20 protein-coding genes are annotated in these 21,227 nt (G+C 67.9%); 4 read left to right on the top strand and 16 right to left on the bottom strand.

The genetic code is table 11. From position 1 onward, the window contains the following. Positions 1–2 precede the first annotated feature (2 nt). Both ODR01_RS04455 and ODR01_RS04450 read left to right on the top strand, forming a co-directional pair. Positions 3–500 (top strand): CinA family protein, encoded by a 498-nt coding sequence (locus ODR01_RS04455; protein WP_316976404.1) that lies wholly within the window; start codon positions 3–5, stop codon positions 498–500. Beyond that, a complete protein-coding gene (locus ODR01_RS04450; RefSeq protein WP_316976403.1) occupies positions 497–1,441 on the top strand; it encodes a proline dehydrogenase family protein in 945 nt (314 codons plus the stop codon). Before ODR01_RS04455 ends, ODR01_RS04450 begins: the two co-directional genes overlap by 4 nt. Here ODR01_RS04450 and ODR01_RS04445 read toward each other — a convergent pair. From ODR01_RS04445 to pdhA, 7 genes are read right to left on the bottom strand one after another with little or no spacing between them, the layout of a single operon-like run. Further along, positions 1,424–1,900 carry a type II toxin-antitoxin system RatA family toxin gene (locus ODR01_RS04445; protein ID WP_316976402.1) on the bottom strand — a complete coding sequence of 159 codons (477 nt, stop codon included), beginning with the start codon at positions 1,898–1,900 and terminating at the stop codon, positions 1,424–1,426. The genes ODR01_RS04450 and ODR01_RS04445 overlap by 18 nt on opposite strands. 8 nt (positions 1,901–1,908) lie before the next feature. Beyond that, positions 1,909–2,850 (bottom strand): lipoyl synthase, encoded by a 942-nt coding sequence (gene lipA, locus ODR01_RS04440; RefSeq protein WP_316976401.1) that lies wholly within the window; start codon positions 2,848–2,850, stop codon positions 1,909–1,911. A gap of 6 nt (positions 2,851–2,856) precedes the next feature. Continuing rightward, positions 2,857–4,260 carry a dihydrolipoyl dehydrogenase gene (gene lpdA, locus ODR01_RS04435; RefSeq protein ID WP_316976400.1) on the bottom strand — a complete coding sequence of 468 codons (1,404 nt, stop codon included), beginning with the start codon at positions 4,258–4,260 and terminating at the stop codon, positions 2,857–2,859. A gap of 55 nt (positions 4,261–4,315) precedes the next feature. Next, on the bottom strand, positions 4,316–4,675 hold the full coding sequence (locus ODR01_RS04430) for a cupin domain-containing protein (protein WP_316976399.1): 360 nt from the start codon (positions 4,673–4,675) through the stop codon (positions 4,316–4,318). A 16-nt stretch (positions 4,676–4,691) separates the two neighbouring features. Beyond that, entirely contained in the window at positions 4,692–5,996 is a 1,305-nt protein-coding gene (locus ODR01_RS04425) for a pyruvate dehydrogenase complex dihydrolipoamide acetyltransferase (RefSeq protein WP_316976398.1), read from the bottom strand. Between the two features lie 19 nt (positions 5,997–6,015). Further along, the gene (locus ODR01_RS04420) at positions 6,016–7,398 is read right to left on the bottom strand and encodes a pyruvate dehydrogenase complex E1 component subunit beta (RefSeq protein WP_316976397.1); all 1,383 of its coding nucleotides are present in this window, start codon (positions 7,396–7,398) and stop codon (positions 6,016–6,018) included. Positions 7,399–7,436: 38 nt separating this feature from the next. After that, positions 7,437–8,495, bottom strand: a complete 1,059-nt coding sequence (gene pdhA / locus ODR01_RS04415) for a pyruvate dehydrogenase (acetyl-transferring) E1 component subunit alpha (RefSeq protein WP_316976396.1) — start codon at positions 8,493–8,495, stop codon at positions 7,437–7,439. Positions 8,496–8,718: 223 nt separating this feature from the next. Here pdhA and ODR01_RS04410 point away from each other — a divergent pair, with 223 nt between their 5' ends. Further along, complete coding sequence (locus ODR01_RS04410) at positions 8,719–11,655, top strand: AMP-binding protein (RefSeq protein WP_316976395.1); 2,937 nt, start codon at positions 8,719–8,721, stop codon at positions 11,653–11,655. Here the strand turns inward: ODR01_RS04410 and ODR01_RS04405 are convergent. Further along, positions 11,627–11,992, bottom strand: coding sequence for an FtsB family cell division protein (locus ODR01_RS04405; protein ID WP_316976394.1), 366 nt, complete (start codon positions 11,990–11,992; stop codon positions 11,627–11,629). The genes ODR01_RS04410 and ODR01_RS04405 overlap by 29 nt on opposite strands. Before the next feature lie 193 nt (positions 11,993–12,185). On the opposite strand from ODR01_RS04405, the gene ODR01_RS04400 reads away from it, so the two are divergent. Next, on the top strand, positions 12,186–13,124 hold the full coding sequence (locus ODR01_RS04400) for an N-carbamoyl-D-amino-acid hydrolase (RefSeq protein WP_316976393.1): 939 nt from the start codon (positions 12,186–12,188) through the stop codon (positions 13,122–13,124). Positions 13,125–13,265: 141 nt separating this feature from the next. Here ODR01_RS04400 and ODR01_RS04395 read toward each other — a convergent pair whose 3' ends face one another. From ODR01_RS04395 to tpiA, 8 genes are all read right to left on the bottom strand, one after another. Then, positions 13,266–14,636 (bottom strand): sensor histidine kinase, encoded by a 1,371-nt coding sequence (locus ODR01_RS04395; protein WP_316976392.1) that lies wholly within the window; start codon positions 14,634–14,636, stop codon positions 13,266–13,268. Continuing rightward, positions 14,623–15,300 (bottom strand): winged helix-turn-helix domain-containing protein, encoded by a 678-nt coding sequence (locus tag ODR01_RS04390; RefSeq protein WP_316976839.1) that lies wholly within the window; start codon positions 15,298–15,300, stop codon positions 14,623–14,625. Before ODR01_RS04390 ends, ODR01_RS04395 begins: the two co-directional genes overlap by 14 nt. Positions 15,301–15,483: 183 nt before the next feature. Next, positions 15,484–15,870: a PepSY domain-containing protein gene (locus ODR01_RS04385; RefSeq protein ID WP_316976391.1), complete on the bottom strand. Its 387-nt coding sequence runs from the start codon at positions 15,868–15,870 to the stop codon at positions 15,484–15,486. 179 nt (positions 15,871–16,049) lie between these two features. Then, a complete protein-coding gene (eno, locus tag ODR01_RS04380) occupies positions 16,050–17,324 on the bottom strand; it encodes a phosphopyruvate hydratase (protein ID WP_316976390.1) in 1,275 nt (424 codons plus the stop codon). Between the two features lie 27 nt (positions 17,325–17,351). Beyond that, positions 17,352–18,194 carry a 3-deoxy-8-phosphooctulonate synthase gene (gene kdsA, locus ODR01_RS04375; RefSeq protein WP_316976389.1) on the bottom strand — a complete coding sequence of 281 codons (843 nt, stop codon included), beginning with the start codon at positions 18,192–18,194 and terminating at the stop codon, positions 17,352–17,354. Positions 18,195–18,206: 12 nt separating this feature from the next. Continuing rightward, complete coding sequence (locus ODR01_RS04370) at positions 18,207–19,832, bottom strand: CTP synthase (RefSeq protein WP_316976388.1); 1,626 nt, start codon at positions 19,830–19,832, stop codon at positions 18,207–18,209. A gap of 98 nt (positions 19,833–19,930) precedes the next feature. Next, positions 19,931–20,257 (bottom strand): preprotein translocase subunit SecG, encoded by a 327-nt coding sequence (gene secG, locus ODR01_RS04365; protein WP_316976387.1) that lies wholly within the window; start codon positions 20,255–20,257, stop codon positions 19,931–19,933. A 90-nt stretch (positions 20,258–20,347) separates the two neighbouring features. Then, positions 20,348–21,118, bottom strand: a complete 771-nt coding sequence (gene tpiA / locus ODR01_RS04360; protein ID WP_316976386.1) for a triose-phosphate isomerase — start codon at positions 21,116–21,118, stop codon at positions 20,348–20,350. Between the last annotated feature and the right edge of the window lie 109 nt (positions 21,119–21,227).

Genomic DNA, 21,227 nt, shown 5'->3' with positions numbered 1-21,227 from the left:
CCATGTTTCCGCCCCCCCTTCTTCGTCTCGCCGAGGCCGTGCTGGCCGCCTGCCGGGCCCACGGGCTTAGGCTCGCCACCGCCGAATCCTGCACCGGCGGGCTGATCGCCGGCGCCCTGACCGCCGTTGCCGGCTCGTCCGACGTGGTGGAGCGCGGCTTCGTCACCTATACCAACGAATCCAAAAGCGCCATGCTGGGCGTGCCCGCCCCCCTCATCGCCGCGCACGGCGCGGTCAGCGAACCGGTGGCGCGGGCCATGGCCGAAGGAACGCTCGCCCATTCCCCCGCCGACCTTGCCGTCGCCGTCACCGGCATCGCCGGTCCCGCCGGCGGCACCCCGGAAAAGCCGGTCGGCCTGGTCCATCTGGCGGCGGCCCGCCGCGGCGGCCCCACGTGGCACGAGCGTTACATTTTCGCGGGCGACCGCGCCGCCGTGCGCGAGCAGACGGTGGAAATCGCCCTTCGCATGGTCGAACGCCTGGCCAAGGAGCCATCATGAAACTGTGGCAGAGCGCCATGATCGGTCTCGCCCGCAACGAGGCGCTGACCCGCTTCATGCAGGAAAGGGCGCCGACCTCGGGCCTGACGGCGCGATTCGTGGCCGGCCCCGAGGTGGCCGATTTCATGGCGGCGGCCCAGCGGCTGCGGGGACACGGCTTTTCCACCTCGGCCTTCTTCCTGGGCGAATACGTGGCCGACCCCGAAAAGATCGCCGCCAACGTGGCGGGCATCCGGGCCGTCGTCGCGGCCATCGGCGACGACGTGGACCTGCACGTGTCGGTCGATCCCTCGCAGATCGGCTATGCCCTCGACGACGCCCTGGGCGAGGCCAACGCTCTTTCCATCGCCGAGGCGCTGGCCGGCCGCCCGGCGGCGGGACGCAAGACCCTGATGCTCGATATGGAAGACGAAAGTTACGTGCCGCGCACGCTGGCCCTCCACGGTGCCCTCGGCGGCCGGGGCCTGCCCGCCGCCGTCACCATCCAGGCCTATTTGCGCCGGTCGGCCGCCGACATCGAACAACTGCTCGCCGCCGGCGCCACCGTGCGCCTCGTCAAGGGCGCCTTCGTCGGCAGCCCGCAAACCGCCTTCGCGGCGCGGCCCGACATCGACGCCAGCTACCGGGCGCTGGCCGGCCGCATGCTGTCGGAAGACGCCCGTGCCGCCGGCATGCGGCCGGTGTTCGGCACCCATGACGAGGCGATCATCGCCGAACTGCGCAAGCTGGCCCGCCGGAACGGCTGGCGGCCGGGGGAGTACGAGTTCGAGATGCTGTTCGGGGTCCGCCCGGTGCTGCAACAGTCTTTGGTCGACGGGGGCGAGGCGGTGCGCCTCTACCTGCCATTCGGCCGCGACTGGTGGCCCTACGCCATCCGCCGGGTCGGCGAAAGCCCGCGCAACGCCTGGCTGGTCGCCAGGGCCCTAGTCTCCCGAAGCTGACTGGACGGTGTGGTTGTCGGGCGCGGGCAGGCGGGCGTAAAGCTGGGCCGCCCGTTTCTCGAAGGCCGACACCATGCGGCGCACAGCCTCGTGGAAGACGGAACCGATAAGCCGTTCCATCAGGCGCGAGTGGAACTCGAAATCGACCGAGAAATCGACGATGCACCCCCCTTCGGCCGGCTCGAAGATCCAGTGGTTGCGCAGGTGCTTGAAGGGGCCGCGGAAGTGCGAGACGTCGATGCGGTGCGGCTTGTCCACGTCGACCCGCGAGACGTAGCGTTCGCGGAACATCTTGAAGCCGATCACCATCTCGGCCATGAAGCCGTCGACGCGGCGGCCCGACACCCGGGTGGCCACGCACCAGGGAAGAAATTCCGGATAACGCTCGACGTCGGCCACCAGGTCGAAAAGCTGTTCGGGGGTGTGCGGCAACAGCCGCCGTTCGGCATGCCGGGGCATCGGCTGGGCTACCTCGCAGCGGCGAGCTTCTCCCGCCGCGCCGCGCGCAACGCTTCGAAATCCTTGTCGGCGTGATAGGACGAACGGGTAAGCGGCGAACTGGCCACCACCAGAAAACCCTTGCCGAGGCCAAGCTGCTTCATCTCGGCGAACTCGTCGGGCGTCACGAAACGGTCGATGCCGGCATGCTTGGGGGTTGGCTGCAAATACTGGCCGATGGTCAGGAAGTCGACCTCGGCCGAGCGCAGGTCGTCCATCACCTGCAGGATCTCGGTGCGGCTTTCGCCCAGCCCGACCATGATCCCCGACTTGGTGAAGCCGGCCGGCGCCAGTTCCTTGGCCTTGCTCAGGATCTTCAGCGAATGGAAATAGCGCGCTCCCGGGCGGATGGTCGGGTAGAGGCGCGGCACCGTTTCGAGGTTGTGGTTGAAGACGTCGGGCCCCGCCGCGATCACCGCCTCCAGCGCCCCCGGCTTGTCGCGGAAGTCGGGGGTCAGCACCTCGATGGTGGTTTCGGGCGAAGTGGCGCGGATGCGCTCGATGCAGCGCACGAACTGATGGGCACCGCCGTCGGGAAGGTCGTCGCGGTCGACCGAGGTGATGACGACGTGCTTGAGGCCCATGGTCTTGACCGTGACCGCCAGGTTCTCGGGCTCCAGGGGATCGACCCCCTTGGGCTTGCCGGTCTTGACGTTGCAAAACGCGCAAGCCCGCGTGCAGGTGTCGCCCAGGATCATCACCGTGGCGTGCTTGCGCGACCAGCACTCGCCGATGTTGGGACAGCCCGCCTCCTCGCACACCGTATGCAGCGAATGCTCGCGGAGCAGGTTCTTGGTGTCGGTGTAGGTGCGCGACACCGGCGCCTTGACCCGGATCCATGCCGGCTTGCGTGGGCTGGCGTTGTCGGGCCGGTTGCGCTTTTCGGGATGCCTGAGGACGGTTTCGGTCATGATGTCCTAGAAGTGGATGGCTCTGCCGTACGCGTCAAGCACGGACTCGTGCATCATCTCGGAAAGGGTTGGATGGGGGAAGACCGCATGCATCAGCTCGGCCTCGGTGGTTTCCAGCGTCTTGGCGACGCCGTAGCCCTGGATCAGCTCGGTCACCTCGGCCCCGATCATGTGGGCGCCCAGCAACTCGCCGGTCTTGGCGTCGAACACCGTCTTGACCAGTCCCTCGGGCTCGCCCAGGGCAATCGCCTTGCCGTTGCCGATGAAGGGGAAGCGGCCGACCTTGACCTGGTATCCCTTCTCCTTGGCCTTGGCCTCGGTCAGCCCGATGCTGGCCACCTGCGGCCGGCAATAGGTGCAGCCGGGAATGCGCGTGATGTCGAGCGGATGGAGGCCGGGAACGCCGGCGATCCTCTCGACGCAGATGACGCCCTCGTGGCTGGCCTTGTGCGCCAGCCACGGCGGGCCGGCCACATCGCCGATGGCATAGACGCCGGGCTCGCCGGTGCGGCACCACTCGTCGATCGCCACGTGGCCGCGGTCGACCTTGACCTTGGTGCCTTCCAGCCCGAGGTCCTCGACGTTGCCGGTGATGCCGACCGCCGAAATCACCCGATCCACCGTCAGATCGAAGGGCTTGCCGCCCTCCGGCGCAATGGTGGCGGTCACCGAGTTGGCGCCCTTCTTCAGCGCCTTGACCATGGCCGAGGTGTGGATCTTCATGCCCTGCTTCTCGAAGGCCTTGCGGGCGAAGGCGGAAATCTCCTCGTCCTCGACCGGCAGCACGCGGGGCAGCACCTCGACCACCGTCACCTCGGCGCCCAGCGTGCGATAGAAGCTGGCGAACTCGATGCCGATGGCGCCCGAGCCGACGACCAGCAGCGACTTCGGCATGACGTCGGGGACCATCGCTTCCTTGTAGGTCCACACCAGTTTGCCGTCGGGCTCCAGGCCCGGCAGGCTGCGGGCCCTGGCACCGGTGGCCAGGATGATGTGCTTGGCCGTAAGCGTGGCAACCGCCTTGCCGTCCTTGGAAACCGCGACCTTGCCGCCGCCGGCCAGCTTGGCGGCGCCGTCGAACACCGTCACCTTGTTCTTCTTGAGCAGGAAGCCGACGCCCTGGTTCAACTGCCTGGCGACGCCGCGCGAACGCTTGACGATGGCCGGCAGGTCGAAGCCGATGCCGCCGGCCTTGAGCCCATAGGCGGCCGCGTGCTGCATTTCGTAATAGATGTCGGCCGAGCGCAGCAGCGCCTTGGTCGGGATGCAGCCCCAGTTGAGGCAGATGCCGCCCAGGTGCTCGCGTTCGACCACCGCCGTCTTCAGTTTCAGTTGCGCGGCGCGGATGGCGGCCACATAGCCGCCCGGCCCGCCGCCGATGACGATGACGTCGAAAGAGGTGTCAGCCATCCTTCACAATCCCTTCCTTGTTCGAGGCGCCCGTCCGTGTCGGCGCGACCGGCCGCTAGATCCGATCGAGATCGGCCACGGTGCGCTCGCTCTTGACGTTGCCGGTGTTCAGCGTGGTCTTGGGTTCCAGCAGCAGGACATGGCATTCCTCCTCGGCCACCGGGCAATGCTCGACACCCTTGGGCACGACAAGAAACTCGCCTTCCGTCAGATGCACGTCACGGTCCCTGAACCGGATGGTCATGTGGCCCTTGATCACCAGGAACAGCTCGTCCTCCGCCTCGTGGGCATGCCAGACGAACTCCCCCTGGATTTTGACCAGCTTGACGTAGGCGTCATTGACCTCGCCGGCGATCTTCGGGCTCCACCGCTCGGCGAAGCCAGCGAACTTGCTGGCGAGGTTGACCTTGTCCACGGAAACGTCCTTTCCGTTACAGCAGCATGGTCAGAGGGTCGTCGATCATCCGCTTGAAGGCGACCAGGAACTCGGCGCCGATGGCCCCGTCGACCGAGCGATGGTCGACCGACAGCGTCACCGTCATGACGGTGGCCACCGCCAGGGCGCCGTCCTTGACTACCGGGCGCGGCTCGCCCGCCCCCACCGCCAGGATGCACGACTGCGGCGGGTTGATGATGGCCGAGAACGACTTGATGCCCAGCATCCCCATGTTGGAGATGGTGAAGCCGCCGCCCTGGTAGTCCTCGGGCACCAGCTTGCCGTCGCGGGCGCGCTGGCCCAGGTCCTTCATTTCGCGCGAGATCTGGACCAGTCCCTTGGTGTCGGCCTTGCGCACCACCGGGGTGATCAGGCCGTTGGGCGTGGCCACCGCCACCGACACGTCGACCTCGTCGTAGCGCAGCACCGCCTGGTCGGTCCACGTGGCGTTGGCGGCCGGCACCTGGCGCAACGCCAGGGCGACGGCCCGCACCACGAAATCGTTGACCGACAGCTTGTAGGCGCCCTCGCCTTCCGGCGCCTTGGCGTTGAGCTGCTTGCGCAGGGCGAGCAGCGCGTCGATCTCGCAGTCCACGGTCAGGTAGAAATGCGGGATGGTCTGCTTGGATTCGCTCAAGCGCCTGGCGATGACCTTGCGCATCGAGCTGTTGGGCACCTCGGTGTAGGGTGCGGCGATCTGCGGGGCCGGAGCCGGGGCCGATGGAGCCTTGGCGGCCGCCGCCGGAGCCGGTGCCGCCATCGGCGCGCCGCCGGCCAGGGCCTTCTCGACGTCGGCCTTGACGATGCGCCCCTGCGGACCGCTGCCCGCGACCTGGGCAAGATCGAGGCCCGCCTGCTCGGCCATGCGCCGGGCCAGCGGGCTGGCGAGCACGCGATCGCCGGCCGGTGCCGGTTGCGGCTTGGCGGCCGGAGCCGCCGCCGGCTGGGCGGGCGCCGGCGCGGGTGCGGCGGGCTTCGCGGCCGCCGGGGCCGGAGCCGCCGGCTTCTCGGGCGCCTTGGCGGGCGAGGTCGCCGCCTCGATGGCCGAGGCGTCCTCGCCTTCCTCCAGCAGCACGGCGATGGGCGCATTGACCGCCACGCCTTCGCTGCCTTCCGGCACCAGGATCTTGCCGATCGTGCCTTCGTCGACGGCTTCCATTTCCATGGTCGCCTTGTCGGTCTCGATCTCGGCGATGACGTCGCCGCTGGCGACCGCGTCGCCTTCCTTCTTGAGCCACTTGGCCAGCTTGCCGTCGGTCATGGTCGGCGACAGCGCCGGCATCAGGATCTGAATGGCCATGGCTGAACCCTCCCTCGACCTACTTGTAGCAGACGGACTTGGCCGCCGCGGTGATGGTTTCGACTTGCGGCAGCGCCAGCTTCTCCAGGTTGGCGGCATACGGCATCGGCACGTCGGCGCCGGCCACCCGCACCACCGGCGCGTCGAGATAATCGAAGGCGTGCTCCATCATCAGCGCCGCGATCTCGGAGCCGATGCCCGCCGTCGGCCAGCCCTCTTCGATGCTGACGATGCGGTTGGTCTTCTTGACCGAGGCGACGATGGTGTCGATATCGAGTGGCCGCAGGCTGCGCAGGTTGATCACCTCGGCGTCGATGCCTTCTCCGGCCAGGACTTCGGCCGCCTTCAGCGTGGTCTCGACCATCAGCGAGAAGGTCACGAGCGTCACGTCCGTGCCCGGCCGTTCGATCTTGGCCCGCCCGATCGGCAGCACAAAATCGGGATCGGTCGGCACCTCGAAGGTGCGCCCGTAGAGGATCTCGTTTTCGAGGAAGATCACCGGGTTGGGGTCGCGGATGGCCGCCTTGAGCAGGCCCTTGGCGTCGGCTCCCGAATAGGGCGCCACCACCTTGAGGCCAGGAACGTGGGCGAACCATGAACCGAAGCACTGCGAATGCTGGGCGGCGACGCGGGCGGCGGCGCCGTTGGGGCCGCGGAAGACGATGGGACAGCCCATCTGGCCGCCCGACATGTAAAGGGTCTTGGCCGCCGAGTTGATGATCTGGTCCATCGCCTGCATGGCGAAGTTGAAGGTCATGAACTCGACGATCGGCTTCAATCCCGAGAAGGCGGCGCCGACGCCGAGGCCGGCGAAGCCGTGCTCGGTGATCGGCGTGTCGATGACCCGCCGGTCGCCGAATTCCTCGAGCAGGCCCTGGCTGATCTTGTAGGCGCCCTGGTACTGGGCGACTTCCTCGCCCATCAGGAAGACGCTCTCGTCGCGCCGCATCTCCTCGGCCATGGCGTCGCGCAGGGCGTCGCGCACGGTCATCGCCCGGGTTTCGCCGGCATAGTCGGGCTCGGCCGCCGCCTTGGGCGTGGCCGGCGCCGCCGGGATGCCGGTGGGGGCCGGAGTCTTGGGCGCCGGCGCGTCGGCCTTGGGCGCCGGAGCCTCGGCCTTGGCCGTGGCGGGCGCCTCGTCGATCGCCGAAGCCTCTTCGCCCTCGCCCAGGATCACCGCGATGGGCGTGTTGACCGCCACGCCCTCGCTGCCCTCGGGCACCAGAATCTTGCCCAGCGTACCTTCGTCGACGGCTTCCATTTCCATGGTCGCCTTGTCGGTTTCGATCTCGGCGAGAACGTCGCCGCTGGCGACGGTGTCGCCTTCCTTCTTCAGCCACTTGGCCAGTTTGCCGTCGGTCATGGTGGGCGACAGCGCCGGCATCAATACTTGGGTCGGCATGGCGTTTCCCTTACCTCAAATCCCCTGGTCGGCGTCCGTCAGGCGTTTACCAGCACGTCGGTGAACAGCTCGGACGGTTCCGGTTCCGGACTCTGCTGGGCGAACTCGGCGGCCTTGGTGATGATCGACTTGACGTCGCGGTCGATTTCCTTGAGCGCGTCCTCGTCGGCCAGCTTGTTCTCGAGCAGGAAGGTGCGCAGGTTGTCGATGGGATCGCTTTCCTTGCGCATCTTGCTGACTTCTTCCTTGGTGCGGTACTTGGCGGGGTCGGACATCGAATGGCCGCGATAGCGGTAGGTCTTCATCTCCAGGATGATCGGCCCCTTGCCGGCACGGCAGTGGGCGACGGCCTTCTCGCCGGCCTTGCGCACCTCGATGACGTCCATGCCGTTGACCTGAACGCCGGGAATGCCGTAGGCGTCGCCGCGGCGGGACAGTTCGACGCTGGCCGAGGCGCGGGCCACCGCGGTGCCCATGCCATAGAGGTTGTTCTCGATGACGTAGACCACCGGCAGCTTCCACAGGCTGGCCATATTGAAGGATTCGTAGACCTGGCCCTGGTTGACCGCGCCGTCGCCGAAATAGGTAAAGCAGACGCCGCCGTCGCCCTTGTACTTGTGGCCGAAGCCCAGCCCGGTGCCGATCGGCACCTGGGCGCCGACGATGCCATGGCCGCCGAAGAAGTTGACCTTGCGGCTGAACATGTGCATCGAGCCGCCCTTGCCCTTGGAGTAGCCCCCGACGCGCCCGGCCAGTTCGGCCATCACGCCCCCGGGGTCCATACCGCAGGCCAGCATGTGGCCGTGGTCGCGATAGCTGGTAACCAGGGTGTCGACCTCGGCGGCCGACGCGTGCAGGCCGACCACCACGGCCTCCTGGCCGATATAGAGGTGGCAGAAGCCGCCGATCAGGCCCATGCCGTACAGCTGGCCGGCCTTTTCCTCGAACCGCCGGATGAGGAGCATCTGCCGGTAGTCGCGCAGCAGGTCCGCGGTCGAGAACGGCGCCTTATCGTCGCCGCCCTTCTTGCGTGGAGTGGTCTTCCTCTTGGCCGGTGCCTTGGCGGCGCCGGTTGCGTTTTTGGGTGCAGTCGCCATGAGTCCCCCGCTGCCTGACTGTCAAATGGGGAAGTTGATTGCTGAGAAAAATAAGGCAGGCAGCCCCACAAAACAAGCCATTGGATCGCATAAAAAATAGGCTCGTAATTGATTGTTACGTAAGTATAAAATTTGAATTAACTTAAAAATTGTTAACATGATTTTCGCCGTTTTCGTGCCGGTTTTCGCTCTCGCCCCCGTCGAAACCCCAGAAAAATACTATATGATCCGCAAGGTCATCGCGCGGGAACGGGAAGGCATGGCACCACCGGAAGACGCCACCGGGACGGAGGACGACGGAACCGCCGGGCGGCGGCTGCTCGACGTCGTCGCCGGCCTCGTCGCCGAACTGCATCCCGGAACGGCGGGCCCGGCCCCGTCGCTCGACAGTTCCTTCGACCGCGAATTGGCCCTGGACAGCCTGAGCCGGGTGGAGCTGGTCGCCCGCGTCGAGGCGGCCTTCTCGGTCGCCCTGCCGGAGACCGTGCTGGGCAGCGCCGAAACGCCGCGCGAGTTGCTGCGCGCCGTCGCGGCGGCCCAGGCGGCGCCCGGCCGGCGGGCCGGCCCGCCGCCGGCAGCGACGCCGGCGGCTCCGGCTGCCCAGCCCGTGGGCTCGCTGCCGCACCGGGCCGAGACCCTGATCGAGGCGCTGGCCCATCACGCCGCCGCCAATGCCGGCCGGACGCACATCCGCTTCTATGCCGACGAGGGGGACGGCGAGGTGCTGACCTACGGCGGCCTTCACGGCGGCGCCGCCCGCGTCGCCGCCGGCTTGCGGGCCGGCGGCCTTGGCCCCGGCGAGGCGGTGATCCTGATGCTGCCGACCGGCCCCGACTATTTCCTCGCCTTCTTCGGCGTCCTGATGGCCGGCGGCATTCCGGTGCCGATCTATCCGCCGGCCCGTCCGACCCAGATCGAGGAGCACGTGCGCCGGCACGCCGGCCTCGCCCGCAATTGCCGGGCCGCGGCCATGATCACCGACGACGAGGCCAGGCGGCTGGGCCGGCTGCTGCGCTCCCAGGTCGAGGGCCTGCGTCACGTCGTCACCGTCGCCGAGTTGACGGCGGCTGCCGTCACGGCGGATGCCGGCGCCCTGCCGGCGGTGGCGGCCGGCGACATCGCCTTCCTTCAGTACACCTCGGGCAGCACCGGCACGCCCAAGGGGGTGACGCTCACCCACGCCAACCTGCTGGCCAACGTGCGGGCCATGGGCAAGGCCCTGGAGGTCGGCCCCGGCGACGTCTGCGTCAGCTGGCTGCCGCTCTATCACGACATGGGGCTGATCGGCGCCTGGCTGGGCAGCCTCTATCACGGCATTCCGCTCGTCCTCATGGCGCCGCTTTCCTTTCTCGGGCGTCCGGCCCGCTGGCTGCACGCCATCCACCGCTATCGCGGCACCATTTCGGCCGCCCCCAACTTCGCCTACGAGATGGCGCTGCGCCGCATTCCCGAGCGCGACCTCGAAGGCCTCGACCTCGCCTCGTGGCGCATCGCCGCCAACGGGGCGGAGCCGGTCAGTCCCGACACCGTGCGCCGGTTCGGTGAGCGCTTCGCCGCCTTCGGCTTTGGGCGCCAAGCCATGATGCCGATGTTCGGGCTGGCCGAGAACTGCGTCGGCCTCGCCTTCTCGCCGCTCGACCGCGGCCCCCTGATCGACCGCGTGCTGCGCGAGCCGCTGGCGACGGCGGGACGCGCCGAACCGGCAACCGCCGACGATCCCAAGGCCATCGAATTCGTCGCCTGCGGCCGGCCCATCCCCGGCCACGAGATGCGGGTGGTCGACGAGGCGGGCCGCGAAGCGCCCGACCGCCGCGAAGGCCGCCTGCAATTCCGCGGGCCGTCGGCCACCAGCGGCTATTACCGCAATCCCGAGGCCACAAAGGCGCTGTTTTCGGCCGACGGCTGGCTGGAGACCGGCGATCGCGCCTACATCGCCGATGGCGACGTCTACGTCACCGGCCGCATCAAGGACATCATCATCCGCGCCGGGCGCAACATCCACCCGGCCGAGATCGAGGACGCGGTGGGCGAGCACCCGCAGGTGCGCAAGGGCGCCGTCGCCGTGTTCGGCGGCCGCGCCGCCGACACCGGCACCGAACGCCTGATCGTGCTGGCCGAAACCCGACGCCGGGAACCGGATGCCCTGGCCGCGCTGCGCGCCGACATCAACGGCCTGATCGCCGACCTCATCGGGGCGCCGCCCGACGAGGTGGTGCTGGCCCCGCCCAACACGGTGCCCAAGACCTCCAGCGGCAAGATCCGCCGCGCCGCCAGCCGCGAGCTTTACGAGAAGGGGCTGATCGGCCGCTCCCGTCCGGCGGTGTGGCGCCAGACCGCCCGCATCGCCCTTTCCGGCGTCGGCCCGACCCTGCGCCGCGCCCGGCGGCGGCTGGGCGAATGGGGCTACGCCGCTTGGTTCTGGCTGGTCCTGGCGGTCGTGGTCGGGCCGGCGGTGTGGCTTCTGGTGGCCGGGCTGCCCTCCGCCCGCCTGCGCTGGCGGGCGGCCCGCGCCGGGGCCCGGCTGCTTTTCGGCCTCACCGGCCTTCGGCCCCGCCTGATCGGTGCCGAAACGTTGCCGCCGGCCGAGGTACCGTTCGTTCTGGTCTCCAACCACATGAGCTATCTCGACGGCTGCGTGCTGACCGCCGCCCTGCCCCGCCCGGTCGCCTTCGTCGCCAAGGCCGAACTGGCCCCGCAATTCGTGGCCGGCACCTTCCTCAAGCGCCTCGGCGCCGTTTTCGTCGAACGCTTCGACGCCCGCCAGAGCGCCGCCGACGCCGCCCGCATCGCCGCCGGCGCCGACGGCCGGCCGCCGCTCTATTTCCCCGAAGGCACGCTGACCCGCGGCCCCGGGTTGCTGCCCTTCCATCTGGGGGCTTTCGTGGCGGCGGCCGGCGCCAGCCTGCCGGTGGTGCCGCTGGCCCTGCGCGGCACCCGCTCGGTGCTGCGCGACGGCTCGTGGTTCCCGCGCCGCGGGCGCATCAGCATCACCATCGGCCAGTCGGTTTCGCCCGCCGAGACGGCAGTTGGCGGCGATGCCTGGAAAACGGCGCTGGCGCTGCGCGACGAGGTGCGCCGGCGGGTGCTGGAATTGAGCGGCGAGCCCGACCTGATCGGCGAGCGCTCGCCCCTCAGGGATGCGGGCGGGAAGCTCCCTTAGCGGGGTCCTGGGCCGGCGCCTTCGTGGATTTCGGGAAGATGACGATGTCGGTGGCGTGGCCGTAGTTGAGCATCAGGCGCGCCCGCTCGTCGAGCAGGTCGGGATCGAGGTTTTCCGGATAGAGCAGGCTGACCCGGTGTTCGAGAATCTTGCGCTGGGCGGCGATTTGGTCGAGATCGGCCTGCGCCGTCGCCACCCGCTGCTTGAGGGCGATCCACGCCAGCAGCCCGCGGTCCCCCTGCACGGCGTGATAGGCGAAGTACGCCACCGCGCAGATGCCGAGGATCGGGCCGACGACATGCCTGGCGCGAGACCGGATTTCGACGATAAGCCCCATGGAACCGCGGAATCCCTCCTGCTCGTCGTCCTCGTTTCCACAAGGTCGATTCCCTCGCCTTCACGGTAAGCCGGAAAAAGTTAACGGATCGTTACCGGCAGCACCAGTGTGACGCGAGCGATGAATTAGCCGGTGAAATCGCCGGCCGGCGGCGGTAAAAGGCGTCGGATCGACAGACAAGGAATCGGCCTTCATGCGCATCGTCACCGTCGCCGCCGCCCAACTGGGCCCCATCCAGCGGGCCGAGCCCCGCCAGGCCGTCGTCCTCCGCCTGATGGCGCTGATGGAGGAAGCCCACGCGCGGGGCGCCGACCTCATCGTCTATCCCGAGCTGGCGCTGACCACCTTCTTCCCCCGCTATTACACCACCGACGCCGCCGAGATCGACGGCTGGTACGAGGCCGAGATGCCCGGCCCGGCCACCCGCCCGCTGTTCGAACTGGCCCGCCGCTACCGCATGGCGATGTACCTGGGCTATGCCGAGCGCTCCCCCGAAGACCGGCGCTTCAACACCGCCATCCTCACCGACCGCGAGGGGGCCATCGTCGGCAAGTACCGCAAAGTCCACCTGCCCGGCCACGGCGCCTTCGATCCCGAGCGCAACTTCCAGCACCTGGAGAAGTACTACTTCGAGCCCGGCGACCTCGGCTTTCCGGTATGGCGCAACTTGGGCGGCATCATGGGCATGTGCATCTGCAACGACCGCCGCTGGCCGGAGACCTTCCGCGTCATGGGCCTTCAAGGAGTCGAGATGGTGCTGCTCGGCTACAACACCCCGTCGACCAATTCCCAGAAGCCCGAGGAAGGGCCGGAAAAGCGGCTGTTCCACAGCAACCTGGTGTTGCAGGCCGGGGCCTATCAGAACAGCACCTGGGTGGTGGCGGTGGCCAAGGCGGGGCTGGAGGACGGCCATCCGCTGATCGGCGGCAGCGTCATCGTCAACCCGGACGGAGAAGTGGTGGCCCGCGCCGCCACCGAGGCCGACGAGCTTCTGATCCACGCCTGCGACCTCGACGACACCGTCTTCGGCAAGCAAACCATCTTCGATTTCGCGCGCCACCGCCGCGTCGAGCACTATGGCCGCATCACGGCGCAGACGGGGGTGGTTCTGCCACCGGAATCCGCAACCTGAACGGCCTAATTTCGGGGACACCATAGCCCAATTTCGGGGACACCATACTTAATTCATGAGAGAGGTTTCATCGCTGCCCAGAGCGAAGAAGGGTGAATTAAGTATGGTGTCCCCGAAATTCTACGAAATTCCCGAAATTCCCTATCGGCCGGCCGCGGGAAAGCGCACCTCGACCCTGAGCCCCGGATGGTTGTCCAGCGCGACCACGGCGGCGCCGTGCAGTTCGGCGATCACCTTGACCAGGGCCAGGCCGAGCCCCGTCCCGGGGGTGGTGCGGCTTTGCTGGGCGCGATAGAGGCGGCGGAAGATGCGGTCGCGGTCGTCGGCCGGAACGCCGGGGCCGTTGTCGCCGACGGCCAATAAGATGCCCTCCCTCCCGCCGGCCAGGGAAACGCCGATGCGGGTGCCCGACGGCGTGTGGCGGATGGCGTTTTCCACCAGGTTGGCCATCATCTGGGTCAACAGGTCGCGGTCGCCCCGGCAGAGCAGTCCGTCGCCGATGGCGCCCGTCAGCGTCTGGCCGTTGTCCTCGGCCACCGTTTCGTAGGCCTCGACGATGGTTTCGGCCAAACCCGACAGATCGACGTCTGCGAAGCGCCGCTGCCGGGCGCCCGCCTCGACCTCGGCGATGCTGAGCAGGGCGGCGAAGGTATGCAGGATGGCGTCGGTTTCGGCGATGGCGGTGTCCAGCACCTCGCACTCCTCCTCGCCCTGATCTTTCCGGTTGCGCGCCTTCTCGAGACGCTGGCGCAGGCGCCCGAGCGGCGTGCGCAGGTCGTGGGCGATGTCGTTGGTGACCTGCCGCAGATTGCCCATCAGCACCTCGATGCGGTCCAGCATGCGGTTGATGTTGACGGCCAGGTCGTCCAACTCGTCGCTGACGCCGCGGATGGGCACCCGCCTGGACAGGTTGCCCCGGATGATGTCGTGGGTCGTGCGGTTGATCGCCTCCACCCGGCGCATCGCCCCGCGCCCGACGACGGCGCCGCCGACCAGCGCCAGAAGCAGCGTCAGCCCCAGCGTCCAGTTCAGCGTCTGAAACAGCAGCCTTTGCACCTCGCCGATCCGGCGCAGACTGGCGCCCACCATCAGGAACCCGTCGGCGAAACGGATGCCGAGGCCGAGGATGGTTTCCACCCGTCCCGTACCGCGGCCGGCGGCCGGCACCCGAACCTCGAGCTCGCGCCAGCCGGCGAACGGCGCGATGGACGGCCAGTTTCCGGCCAAGACGGTCCCCGCCTGGTCCTGAAACAGATAAGCGCCGTCGGCCCGCCCCGCCGGGCCGGTGCGCGCCGCGACCATGTACGCCAAATGGGCAGGCCCCTTCTCGCGGTAGGCATCCTCCAGCAGGCGCGCTTCCTGTCCGACACTGGCCCGGACCTGCTGTTCCATCTCGCGCGAGATCAGGCCGTAGGCCATCCCGAACAGGAAGACGACGGACGCCGCGAACAGGCCGGCATAGGCGGCGGCAATACGAAAGGAGGTGCTGCGGAGATATTTAGGCAGGCGCATCGAGGCTGTACCCGGCGCCGCGCACCGTGTGGATGAGATCCTTCTCGAAGGGTTTGTCGATCTTGGTGCGCAGCCGACTGATGTGGGTTTCGACGACGCTGGTCTTGGGGTCGAAATGGAAATCCCAAACCCGCTCCAGCAGCATCGTGCGGGTCACCACCCGGCCGGCGTTGCGCATCAGGTACTCCAACAGCACGAATTCCCGCGGCTGCAGGTCGATGGCCCGGCCGCCGCGGCTGACCGTCCGGCGCACCAGGTCCATTTCCAGGTCGGCCACCCGCAACGCCGTCTGCTCGGCGGCCAGGGGCGGCCGGCGGGCCAGCGCGTGAACGCGCGCCAGCAGCTCGGAAAAGGCGAACGGCTTGGCCAGGTAGTCGTCGCCGCCGGCTTCCAGGCCCTCGACGCGGTCGTTGACGCTGCCCATGGTAGTAAGGAAAAGGACCGGGGTCTTCACGCCGGCCCCGCGCACCGCCTTGACGATGGACAAGCCGTCCACCCCGGGAAGGCGGCGGTCGACCACCATGACGTCGTAGGCTTCGCCGACCGCCAGCGACAACCCCTCGCTGCCGTCGGCGGCGCGGTCGACGACGTGGCCATGCTCGGCCAGGCCGGCCGCCACATACTCCAGCGTCGCGGCGTCGTCTTCGATGACCAGGATCTTCATGGACATCGGGCCCCCTCTCTGCAAACGACATCGGAAAGGCCGCCTGCCCCCCCTTGCCCCACAGAAACGATGGGAACTGACGCCGCCTCCGGCAAGGGGCGGCAAGCCCCTCCTTTCATCGACAGCGAAATGGGAAGGGCGGCCTTGGCGCCGCCCTTCCATTCCGTCATCGCCAAGCGGTCCTTACGACGGGTTGTCGGACGGGCCCGGCTGGGGCACCTCCGCGAGGTCGCCGCTCGACGAGTCCGCGTCGGCGGCGGCCACCCGGCTCACATTGCGGACAGCCCCGGTATTGGCGTCGATCTCGACGGTCGCGACCTCGTCCGCCGACCGGGTGTCCACCCGGTAGACGTTCAGTCCGGAACTGTCGTAGTGATCGAAGGTGAGATAGGCGGTGGTGCCGCCGGTCGCCTCCTCGGCGATGCGCGCGGCGTCCGCCGTCGTCACCTTGCTGTTCACCCAGTCCAGGTATGCGTAGTTGTTGTCGCTGTCCCAAGCGAAGGCGCTGCCGGCGCCGCCCAGCAGGATGGCGCTGGCGAAGGCTGCCGTAAGAATTCGGGAAGCAGGCATAGTGATCTCCTCTCTCTTCTGTAATTGCCGGGCCGCTTCGGCGTCCCGGTGTGCAGCAGAAGATGGGGACCCCGCCTTGCCGTATCCTTGCCGCGCCATTACAAGTTCGTAAGACTCGTCCAGACGCAAAAAGGGCGGCCCGGAGGCCGCCCTTTCCGTTTTTTCGATGTCGCCGGCGTCTAGCGCAGGATCGACTTGCCGGCGTAGCGGGCGACCGGACCCAGCTCCTCTTCGATGCGGATGAGCTGGTTGTACTTGGCCAGGCGGTCGGAGCGCGACAGCGAGCCGGTCTTGATCTGTCCGGCGTTCACCGCCACCGCGACGTCGGCAAGGGTGGTGTCCTCGGTTTCGCCCGAGCGGTGCGAAATGACGTTGGTGTAGCCGGCCTTGTGAGCCATCTCGACCGTCTCCAGGGTCTCGGAGAGCGAACCGATCTGGTTGAGCTTGATGAGGATCGAGTTGGCGACGCCCTTCTTGATGCCGTCGGCCAGGCGCTTTGCATTGGTGACGAACAGGTCGTCGCCGACCAGTTGCACCTTCTTGCCCAACATTTCGGTCAGCACCTTCCAGCCGGCCCAGTCGTCCTCGGCCATGCCGTCCTCGATCGAGACGATCGGGTACTTGGAAACCAGCTTGCCGTAGTACTTGGCCATACCCTCGGCATCCAGCGTCTTGCCCTCGCCGGCCAGCACGTACTTGCCCTTCTTGTAGAACTCGGATGAAGCCGGATCGAGGGCCAGCACCACGTCGTCGCCCGGCTTGTAGCCGGCCTTCTCGATGGCCTTGGTGATGAAGGAAAGCGCCTCTTCCGAGCTTTTCAGGCCGGGGGCGAAGCCGCCCTCGTCGCCGACGTTGGTGTTGTGGCCGGCATCCTTGAGGCCCTTTTTCAGGGCCTGGAACACCTCGGCGCCCATGCGCACGGCGTCCGCGATGGTGCCGGCGCCCACCGGCATGATCATGAATTCCTGAATGTCGATGGGGTTGTCGGCATGCGCGCCGCCGTTGACGATGTTCATCATCGGCACCGGCAGCAGACGGGCCTGCGTGCCGCCGATGTAGCGATAGAGCGGCAGCCCGCATTCCTCGGCCGCCGCCTTGGCGACCGCCAGGCTGACGCCCAAGATGGCGTTGGCGCCGAGCCGACCCTTGTTGGCGGTGCCGTCGAGGTCGATCATCGTCTGGTCGATCAGAAGCTGCTCCTCGGCGTCCATGCCGGACAGCGCCTCGTAGATTTCGCCGTTGACCGACTGGCAGGCCTTGAGCACGCCCTTGCCGCCGAATTTCGTCTTGTCGCCGTCGCGCAACTCGACCGCCTCGTGAACGCCGGTCGAGGCGCCCGACGGCACGGCGGCGCGCCCGATGGTGCCGGTTTCCAGCGTCACCTCGACCTCGATGGTCGGGGTACCGCGCGAATCCAGGATCTGGCGGGGTTGAATGTCGATGATGGCTGTCATGGCTTTTCTCTCTTTCTTCCTTCGCCTCTAGACGGTAAGCGGCCGGGATTTGGCCAGCCGGTCCATCGCGAGCAGGGTTTCAAGCAGGTCGGGAAGGTCGTGCAATGGAATCATGTTGGGCCCGTCGCTCGGCGCCGCGTCCGGGTCGGGATGGGTTTCGATGAAGACGGCGGCCACGCCCACCGCCACCGCCGCGCGGGCCAGCACGGGCGCGAACTCGCGCTGGCCGCCCGAGGTCGCGCCCTGGCCGCCCGGCTGCTGCACCGAATGGGTGGCGTCGAACACCACCGGGCAGCCGGTCCGGGCCATGATGGGCAACGCGCGCATGTCGGTCACGAGCGTGTTGTAGCCGAAGCTGGCGCCGCGTTCGGTGAGAAGAATGTTGCGGTTTCCGGCGCCCTCCAGCTTGGCCACCACCTGGGCCATGTCCCAGGGCGCCAGGAACTGCCCCTTCTTGACGTTGACGGCGCGCCCGGTGGCGGCGGCGGCCACCAGCAGGTCGGTCTGCCGGCAAAGAAATGCCGGGATTTGCAGCACGTCCACCACCTCGGCCACCGGGGCGCACTGCGCCGCCTCGTGGACGTCGGTGACGACCGGGCAGCCGAAGCGCTCGCGGATCTCGGCGAAGACCGCCAGCGCCGCCTCCATGCCGATGCCGCGCGGACTGTTGACGCTGGTGCGGTTGGCCTTGTCGAACGAGCTTTTGTAGATCAGTCCGACGCCCAGCTTGGCCGCCATCGCCACCAGGGCGCCGGCCACCTCGATGGCGTGGGCGCGGCTTTCCATGGCGCACGGACCGGCCAGCAGCGTCAGCGGCAGGTCGTTGCCGACGGTGACGGGGCCGATGGACACATGGCGCGGTTCGGGCATCGGGCAGTTGGCCTAGACCAGGCGCGCCTGCTGGACGGCGGCGCCGATGAACGACTTGAACAGCGGATGCGGGTCGAACGGGCGCGACTTCAGCTCGGGATGGAACTGCACGCCGATGAACCACGGATGGTCGGGGATCTCCACCACCTCGGGCAGCACGCCGTCCGGCGACTTGCCGGAAAACACCATGCCCGCCTCGGCCAGCACCTTCTCGTAGGTGGGATTCACCTCGTAGCGGTGGCGGTGGCGCTCGCTGATGACGTCGGTGCCATAGACCTCGCGCACCTTGCTGCCGGGCGCCAGGTGCGCGGCATAGGCGCCAAGGCGCATGGTGCCGCCGAGATCGCTTTCGGACGAGCGCCGCTGCACCACGCCGTCGCGCACCCATTCGGTCATCAGGCCGACCAGCTCGTCCTTGCAGGGGCCGAACTCGGTAGAGCCGGCGGTGGCGATGCCGCACTTGTTGCGGGCCGTCTCGACGACCGCCATCTGCATGCCGAAGCAGATGCCGAAATAGGGCACGTTGCGTTCGCGGGCGAATCGCGCCGCGGCGATCTTGCCGGCGGCCCCCCGCTCGCCAAAGCCGCCGGGCACCAGGATGCCGTTGACCTTTTCCAGATGGGCGACAGCGTCCTCGCGCTCGAAGATCTCGGAATCGATCCAGTCGAGGTTGACCCGCACGTTGTTGGCGATGCCGCCGTGGGTCAGCGCCTCGCCCAGCGACTTATAGGCGTCGAGCAGGTTGGTGTACTTGCCGACCACGGCGATGGTCACCTCGCCCTCCGGCCGGGTCACGCGTTCGACCACGTTCTCCCAGCGCGACAGGTCGGGTGCCGGGGCCTCCATGCCGAAATGCCGGAGCACCTGGTCGTCCAGCCCCTCCTGATGATAGGTGATCGGCACCCGATAGATGGTGTCGACGTCGAGCGCCGGAATCACCGCCTCGCGCCGGACGTTGCAGAACAGCGCGATCTTCTTGCGCTCGCCCTCGGGGATCGGCCGGTCGGCCCGGCACAGCAGCACGTCGGGCTGGATGCCGGCGCCTTGCAGTTCCTTCACCGAATGCTGGGTCGGCTTGGTCTTGAGTTCGTGCGCCGCCGGGATATAGGGCAGCAGCGTGACGTGGACGAACATGCTGCGCTCGGAGCCCAGCTCGTTGCCCAGCTGACGGATCGCCTCGATGAACGGCAGCCCCTCGATGTCGCCGATGGTGCCGCCGATCTCGCACAGCACGAAATCCTCGTCCGTGATGTCGCTGAGAACGAAGTCCTTGATGGCGTCGGTGATGTGCGGAATGACCTGGATGGTGGCGCCCAGATAGTCGCCGCGGCGCTCCCTGGCGATGACGTCGGAATAGATGCGCCCGGTGGTGACGTTGTCGCTCTGACGGGTGGAGACGCCGGTGAAGCGCTCGTAGTGGCCGAGGTCGAGATCGGTTTCGGCGCCGTCGTCGGTGACGTAGACCTCGCCATGCTGATACGGGCTCATGGTGCCGGGATCGACGTTGATGTAGGGATCGAGCTTGCGCTGCCTGACCTTGAAGCCGCGGCACTGCAGCAGCGAGCCCAAAGCCGCCGATGCCAGACCCTTGCCCAAGGAGGAAACCACGCCGCCCGTAATAAAGATGAACCGCGTCATGGGATGAAAATCTACCCTAAAAAATTGTCCGCCACAAAGAGAAGAGGCGGCTGCTGCCGCCTCCACCGTTGGTTTATCGTGTGTTCACCGCCCGGCCCCTATTTCGCCAGGGGCGCCGCGGGTTCCGCCGGCTTGGCGGGTTGCTCGGGCGCCGCCGGCGCCGTTGCCGCAGGAGGCGCATCGAGGATCGAGCCCTTCTCGCGGCCCGCCGTCGACATCAGGGCCAGCACCAGGCTGGTCACCATGAAACCGGCCGCCAGGACGCCCGTCACCCGGGTCAGCAGGTTGGCGGTGGCCCGGCCTGTCATGAAACCGCCCATGCCGCCGCCCATGCCGAGCGCGCCGCCTTCGCTGCGTTGCAGCAATACGGCGCCGACCAGCGCGATGGCGATAAGCAGGTGAATGACGAGAATGACCGTTAGCATGACATCTTCCAATTCTGGCCGCCGGGCCGGGGCACGCCGGCGCGCCCGGAAACCGCTGCCGCGTTTTTTAATCGCTTGCGCCGCGGATGGCTAGAGGCAACCTTGGGCCACCGCCCAAAAATCGTCGGCCTTGAGGCTGGCGCCGCCGATGAGGCCGCCGTCGACGTCCGGCTGCGCCATCAGTTCCTTGGCGTTCTTCGGGTTCATCGAGCCGCCATAGAGGATGCGCACCGCCTGGCCCGCCTTCTCGCCCAGCGCCTTCACCAGCTCGGCGCGAATGAGGGCATGAACCTCCTGGGCCTGTTCGGGAGTCGCCGTCCGTCCGGTGCCGATCGCCCATACCGGTTCGTAGGCGACGACGGTATTCCTGGCGTTGGCCCCCTTGGGCAGGGAACCTTTCACCTGCCGGCGGTTGACCGCCAGGGTCTGGCGCTTGTCGCGCTGTTCCAGGGTTTCGCCGACGCAGACGATGGCGGTCAGCCCGGCGGCGATCGCCGCCTCGGCCTTGGCCTTGACGTCGGCATCCTTCTCGCCGTGGTTGGTCCGCCGCTCGGAGTGGCCGACGATGACGAACTCGCAGCCGAGGTCCTTGAGCATCGGAGCGCTGATGTCGCCGGTGTGGGCGCCCTTCTCGGCGGCGTGGCAGTCCTGGGCGCCCAGCTTGACGCCCGAGCCCTTGATCGCCTTGCCCACCCCGCGGATCAGGGTGAACGGCGGGCACACCAGCAGGTCGAAGGGCAGATCGTCCTTGCCGGCCGCCTTCAGGTGCTTGGCAACCGCCTTGGCCAGTTCCTTGCCGTCCTTCTTGAAGCCGTTCATCTTCCAGTTGCCGGCAATCAGATAACGCCGTCCTTTGGCCATGATCCCCTTCTCCGATCTCTGTCGCTCCGGCGACTCTTTAGCACAGCCGCGTCCCCGGCCTCCAGGGGCTTCCTCGCCGGCGGCAGTTCGGGGCAACGGCGCCGGGCTT

The organism is Shumkonia mesophila, from assembly GCF_026163695.1.
Taxonomy (GTDB): Bacteria; Pseudomonadota; Alphaproteobacteria; order Rhodospirillales; family Shumkoniaceae; genus Shumkonia; species Shumkonia mesophila.
This window is presented reverse-complemented; position numbering and strand designations above follow the sequence as displayed.

What these genes read in the sequence shown, in the direction of transcription:
- lipA (WP_316976401.1), bottom strand. Translation starts at nt 2,850, where the DNA reads ATGACCGAAACCGTCCTCAGGCATCCCGAAAAGCGCAACCGGCCCGAC.
- ODR01_RS04395 (WP_316976392.1), bottom strand. Translation starts at nt 14,636, where the DNA reads ATGCGCCTGCCTAAATATCTCCGCAGCACCTCCTTTCGTATTGCCGCC.
- ODR01_RS04420 (WP_316976397.1), bottom strand. Translation starts at nt 7,398, where the DNA reads ATGCCGACCCAAGTATTGATGCCGGCGCTGTCGCCCACCATGACCGAC.
- ODR01_RS04370 (WP_316976388.1), bottom strand. Translation starts at nt 19,832, where the DNA reads ATGACGCGGTTCATCTTTATTACGGGCGGCGTGGTTTCCTCCTTGGGC.
- ODR01_RS04405 (WP_316976394.1), bottom strand. Translation starts at nt 11,992, where the DNA reads ATGGGGCTTATCGTCGAAATCCGGTCTCGCGCCAGGCATGTCGTCGGC.
- ODR01_RS04425 (WP_316976398.1), bottom strand. Translation starts at nt 5,996, where the DNA reads ATGGCCATTCAGATCCTGATGCCGGCGCTGTCGCCGACCATGACCGAC.
- lpdA (WP_316976400.1), bottom strand. Translation starts at nt 4,260, where the DNA reads ATGGCTGACACCTCTTTCGACGTCATCGTCATCGGCGGCGGGCCGGGC.
- ODR01_RS04385 (WP_316976391.1), bottom strand. Translation starts at nt 15,870, where the DNA reads ATGCCTGCTTCCCGAATTCTTACGGCAGCCTTCGCCAGCGCCATCCTG.
- ODR01_RS04455 (WP_316976404.1), top strand. Translation starts at nt 3, where the DNA reads ATGTTTCCGCCCCCCCTTCTTCGTCTCGCCGAGGCCGTGCTGGCCGCC.
- ODR01_RS04445 (WP_316976402.1), bottom strand. Translation starts at nt 1,900, where the DNA reads ATGCCCCGGCATGCCGAACGGCGGCTGTTGCCGCACACCCCCGAACAG.
- ODR01_RS04450 (WP_316976403.1), top strand. Translation starts at nt 497, where the DNA reads ATGAAACTGTGGCAGAGCGCCATGATCGGTCTCGCCCGCAACGAGGCG.
- ODR01_RS04390 (WP_316976839.1), bottom strand. Translation starts at nt 15,300, where the DNA reads ATGAAGATCCTGGTCATCGAAGACGACGCCGCGACGCTGGAGTATGTG.
- secG (WP_316976387.1), bottom strand. Translation starts at nt 20,257, where the DNA reads ATGCTAACGGTCATTCTCGTCATTCACCTGCTTATCGCCATCGCGCTG.
- pdhA (WP_316976396.1), bottom strand. Translation starts at nt 8,495, where the DNA reads ATGGCGACTGCACCCAAAAACGCAACCGGCGCCGCCAAGGCACCGGCC.
- tpiA (WP_316976386.1), bottom strand. Translation starts at nt 21,118, where the DNA reads ATGGCCAAAGGACGGCGTTATCTGATTGCCGGCAACTGGAAGATGAAC.
- ODR01_RS04410 (WP_316976395.1), top strand. Translation starts at nt 8,719, where the DNA reads ATGATCCGCAAGGTCATCGCGCGGGAACGGGAAGGCATGGCACCACCG.
- ODR01_RS04400 (WP_316976393.1), top strand. Translation starts at nt 12,186, where the DNA reads ATGCGCATCGTCACCGTCGCCGCCGCCCAACTGGGCCCCATCCAGCGG.
- kdsA (WP_316976389.1), bottom strand. Translation starts at nt 18,194, where the DNA reads ATGCCCGAACCGCGCCATGTGTCCATCGGCCCCGTCACCGTCGGCAAC.
- eno (WP_316976390.1), bottom strand. Translation starts at nt 17,324, where the DNA reads ATGACAGCCATCATCGACATTCAACCCCGCCAGATCCTGGATTCGCGC.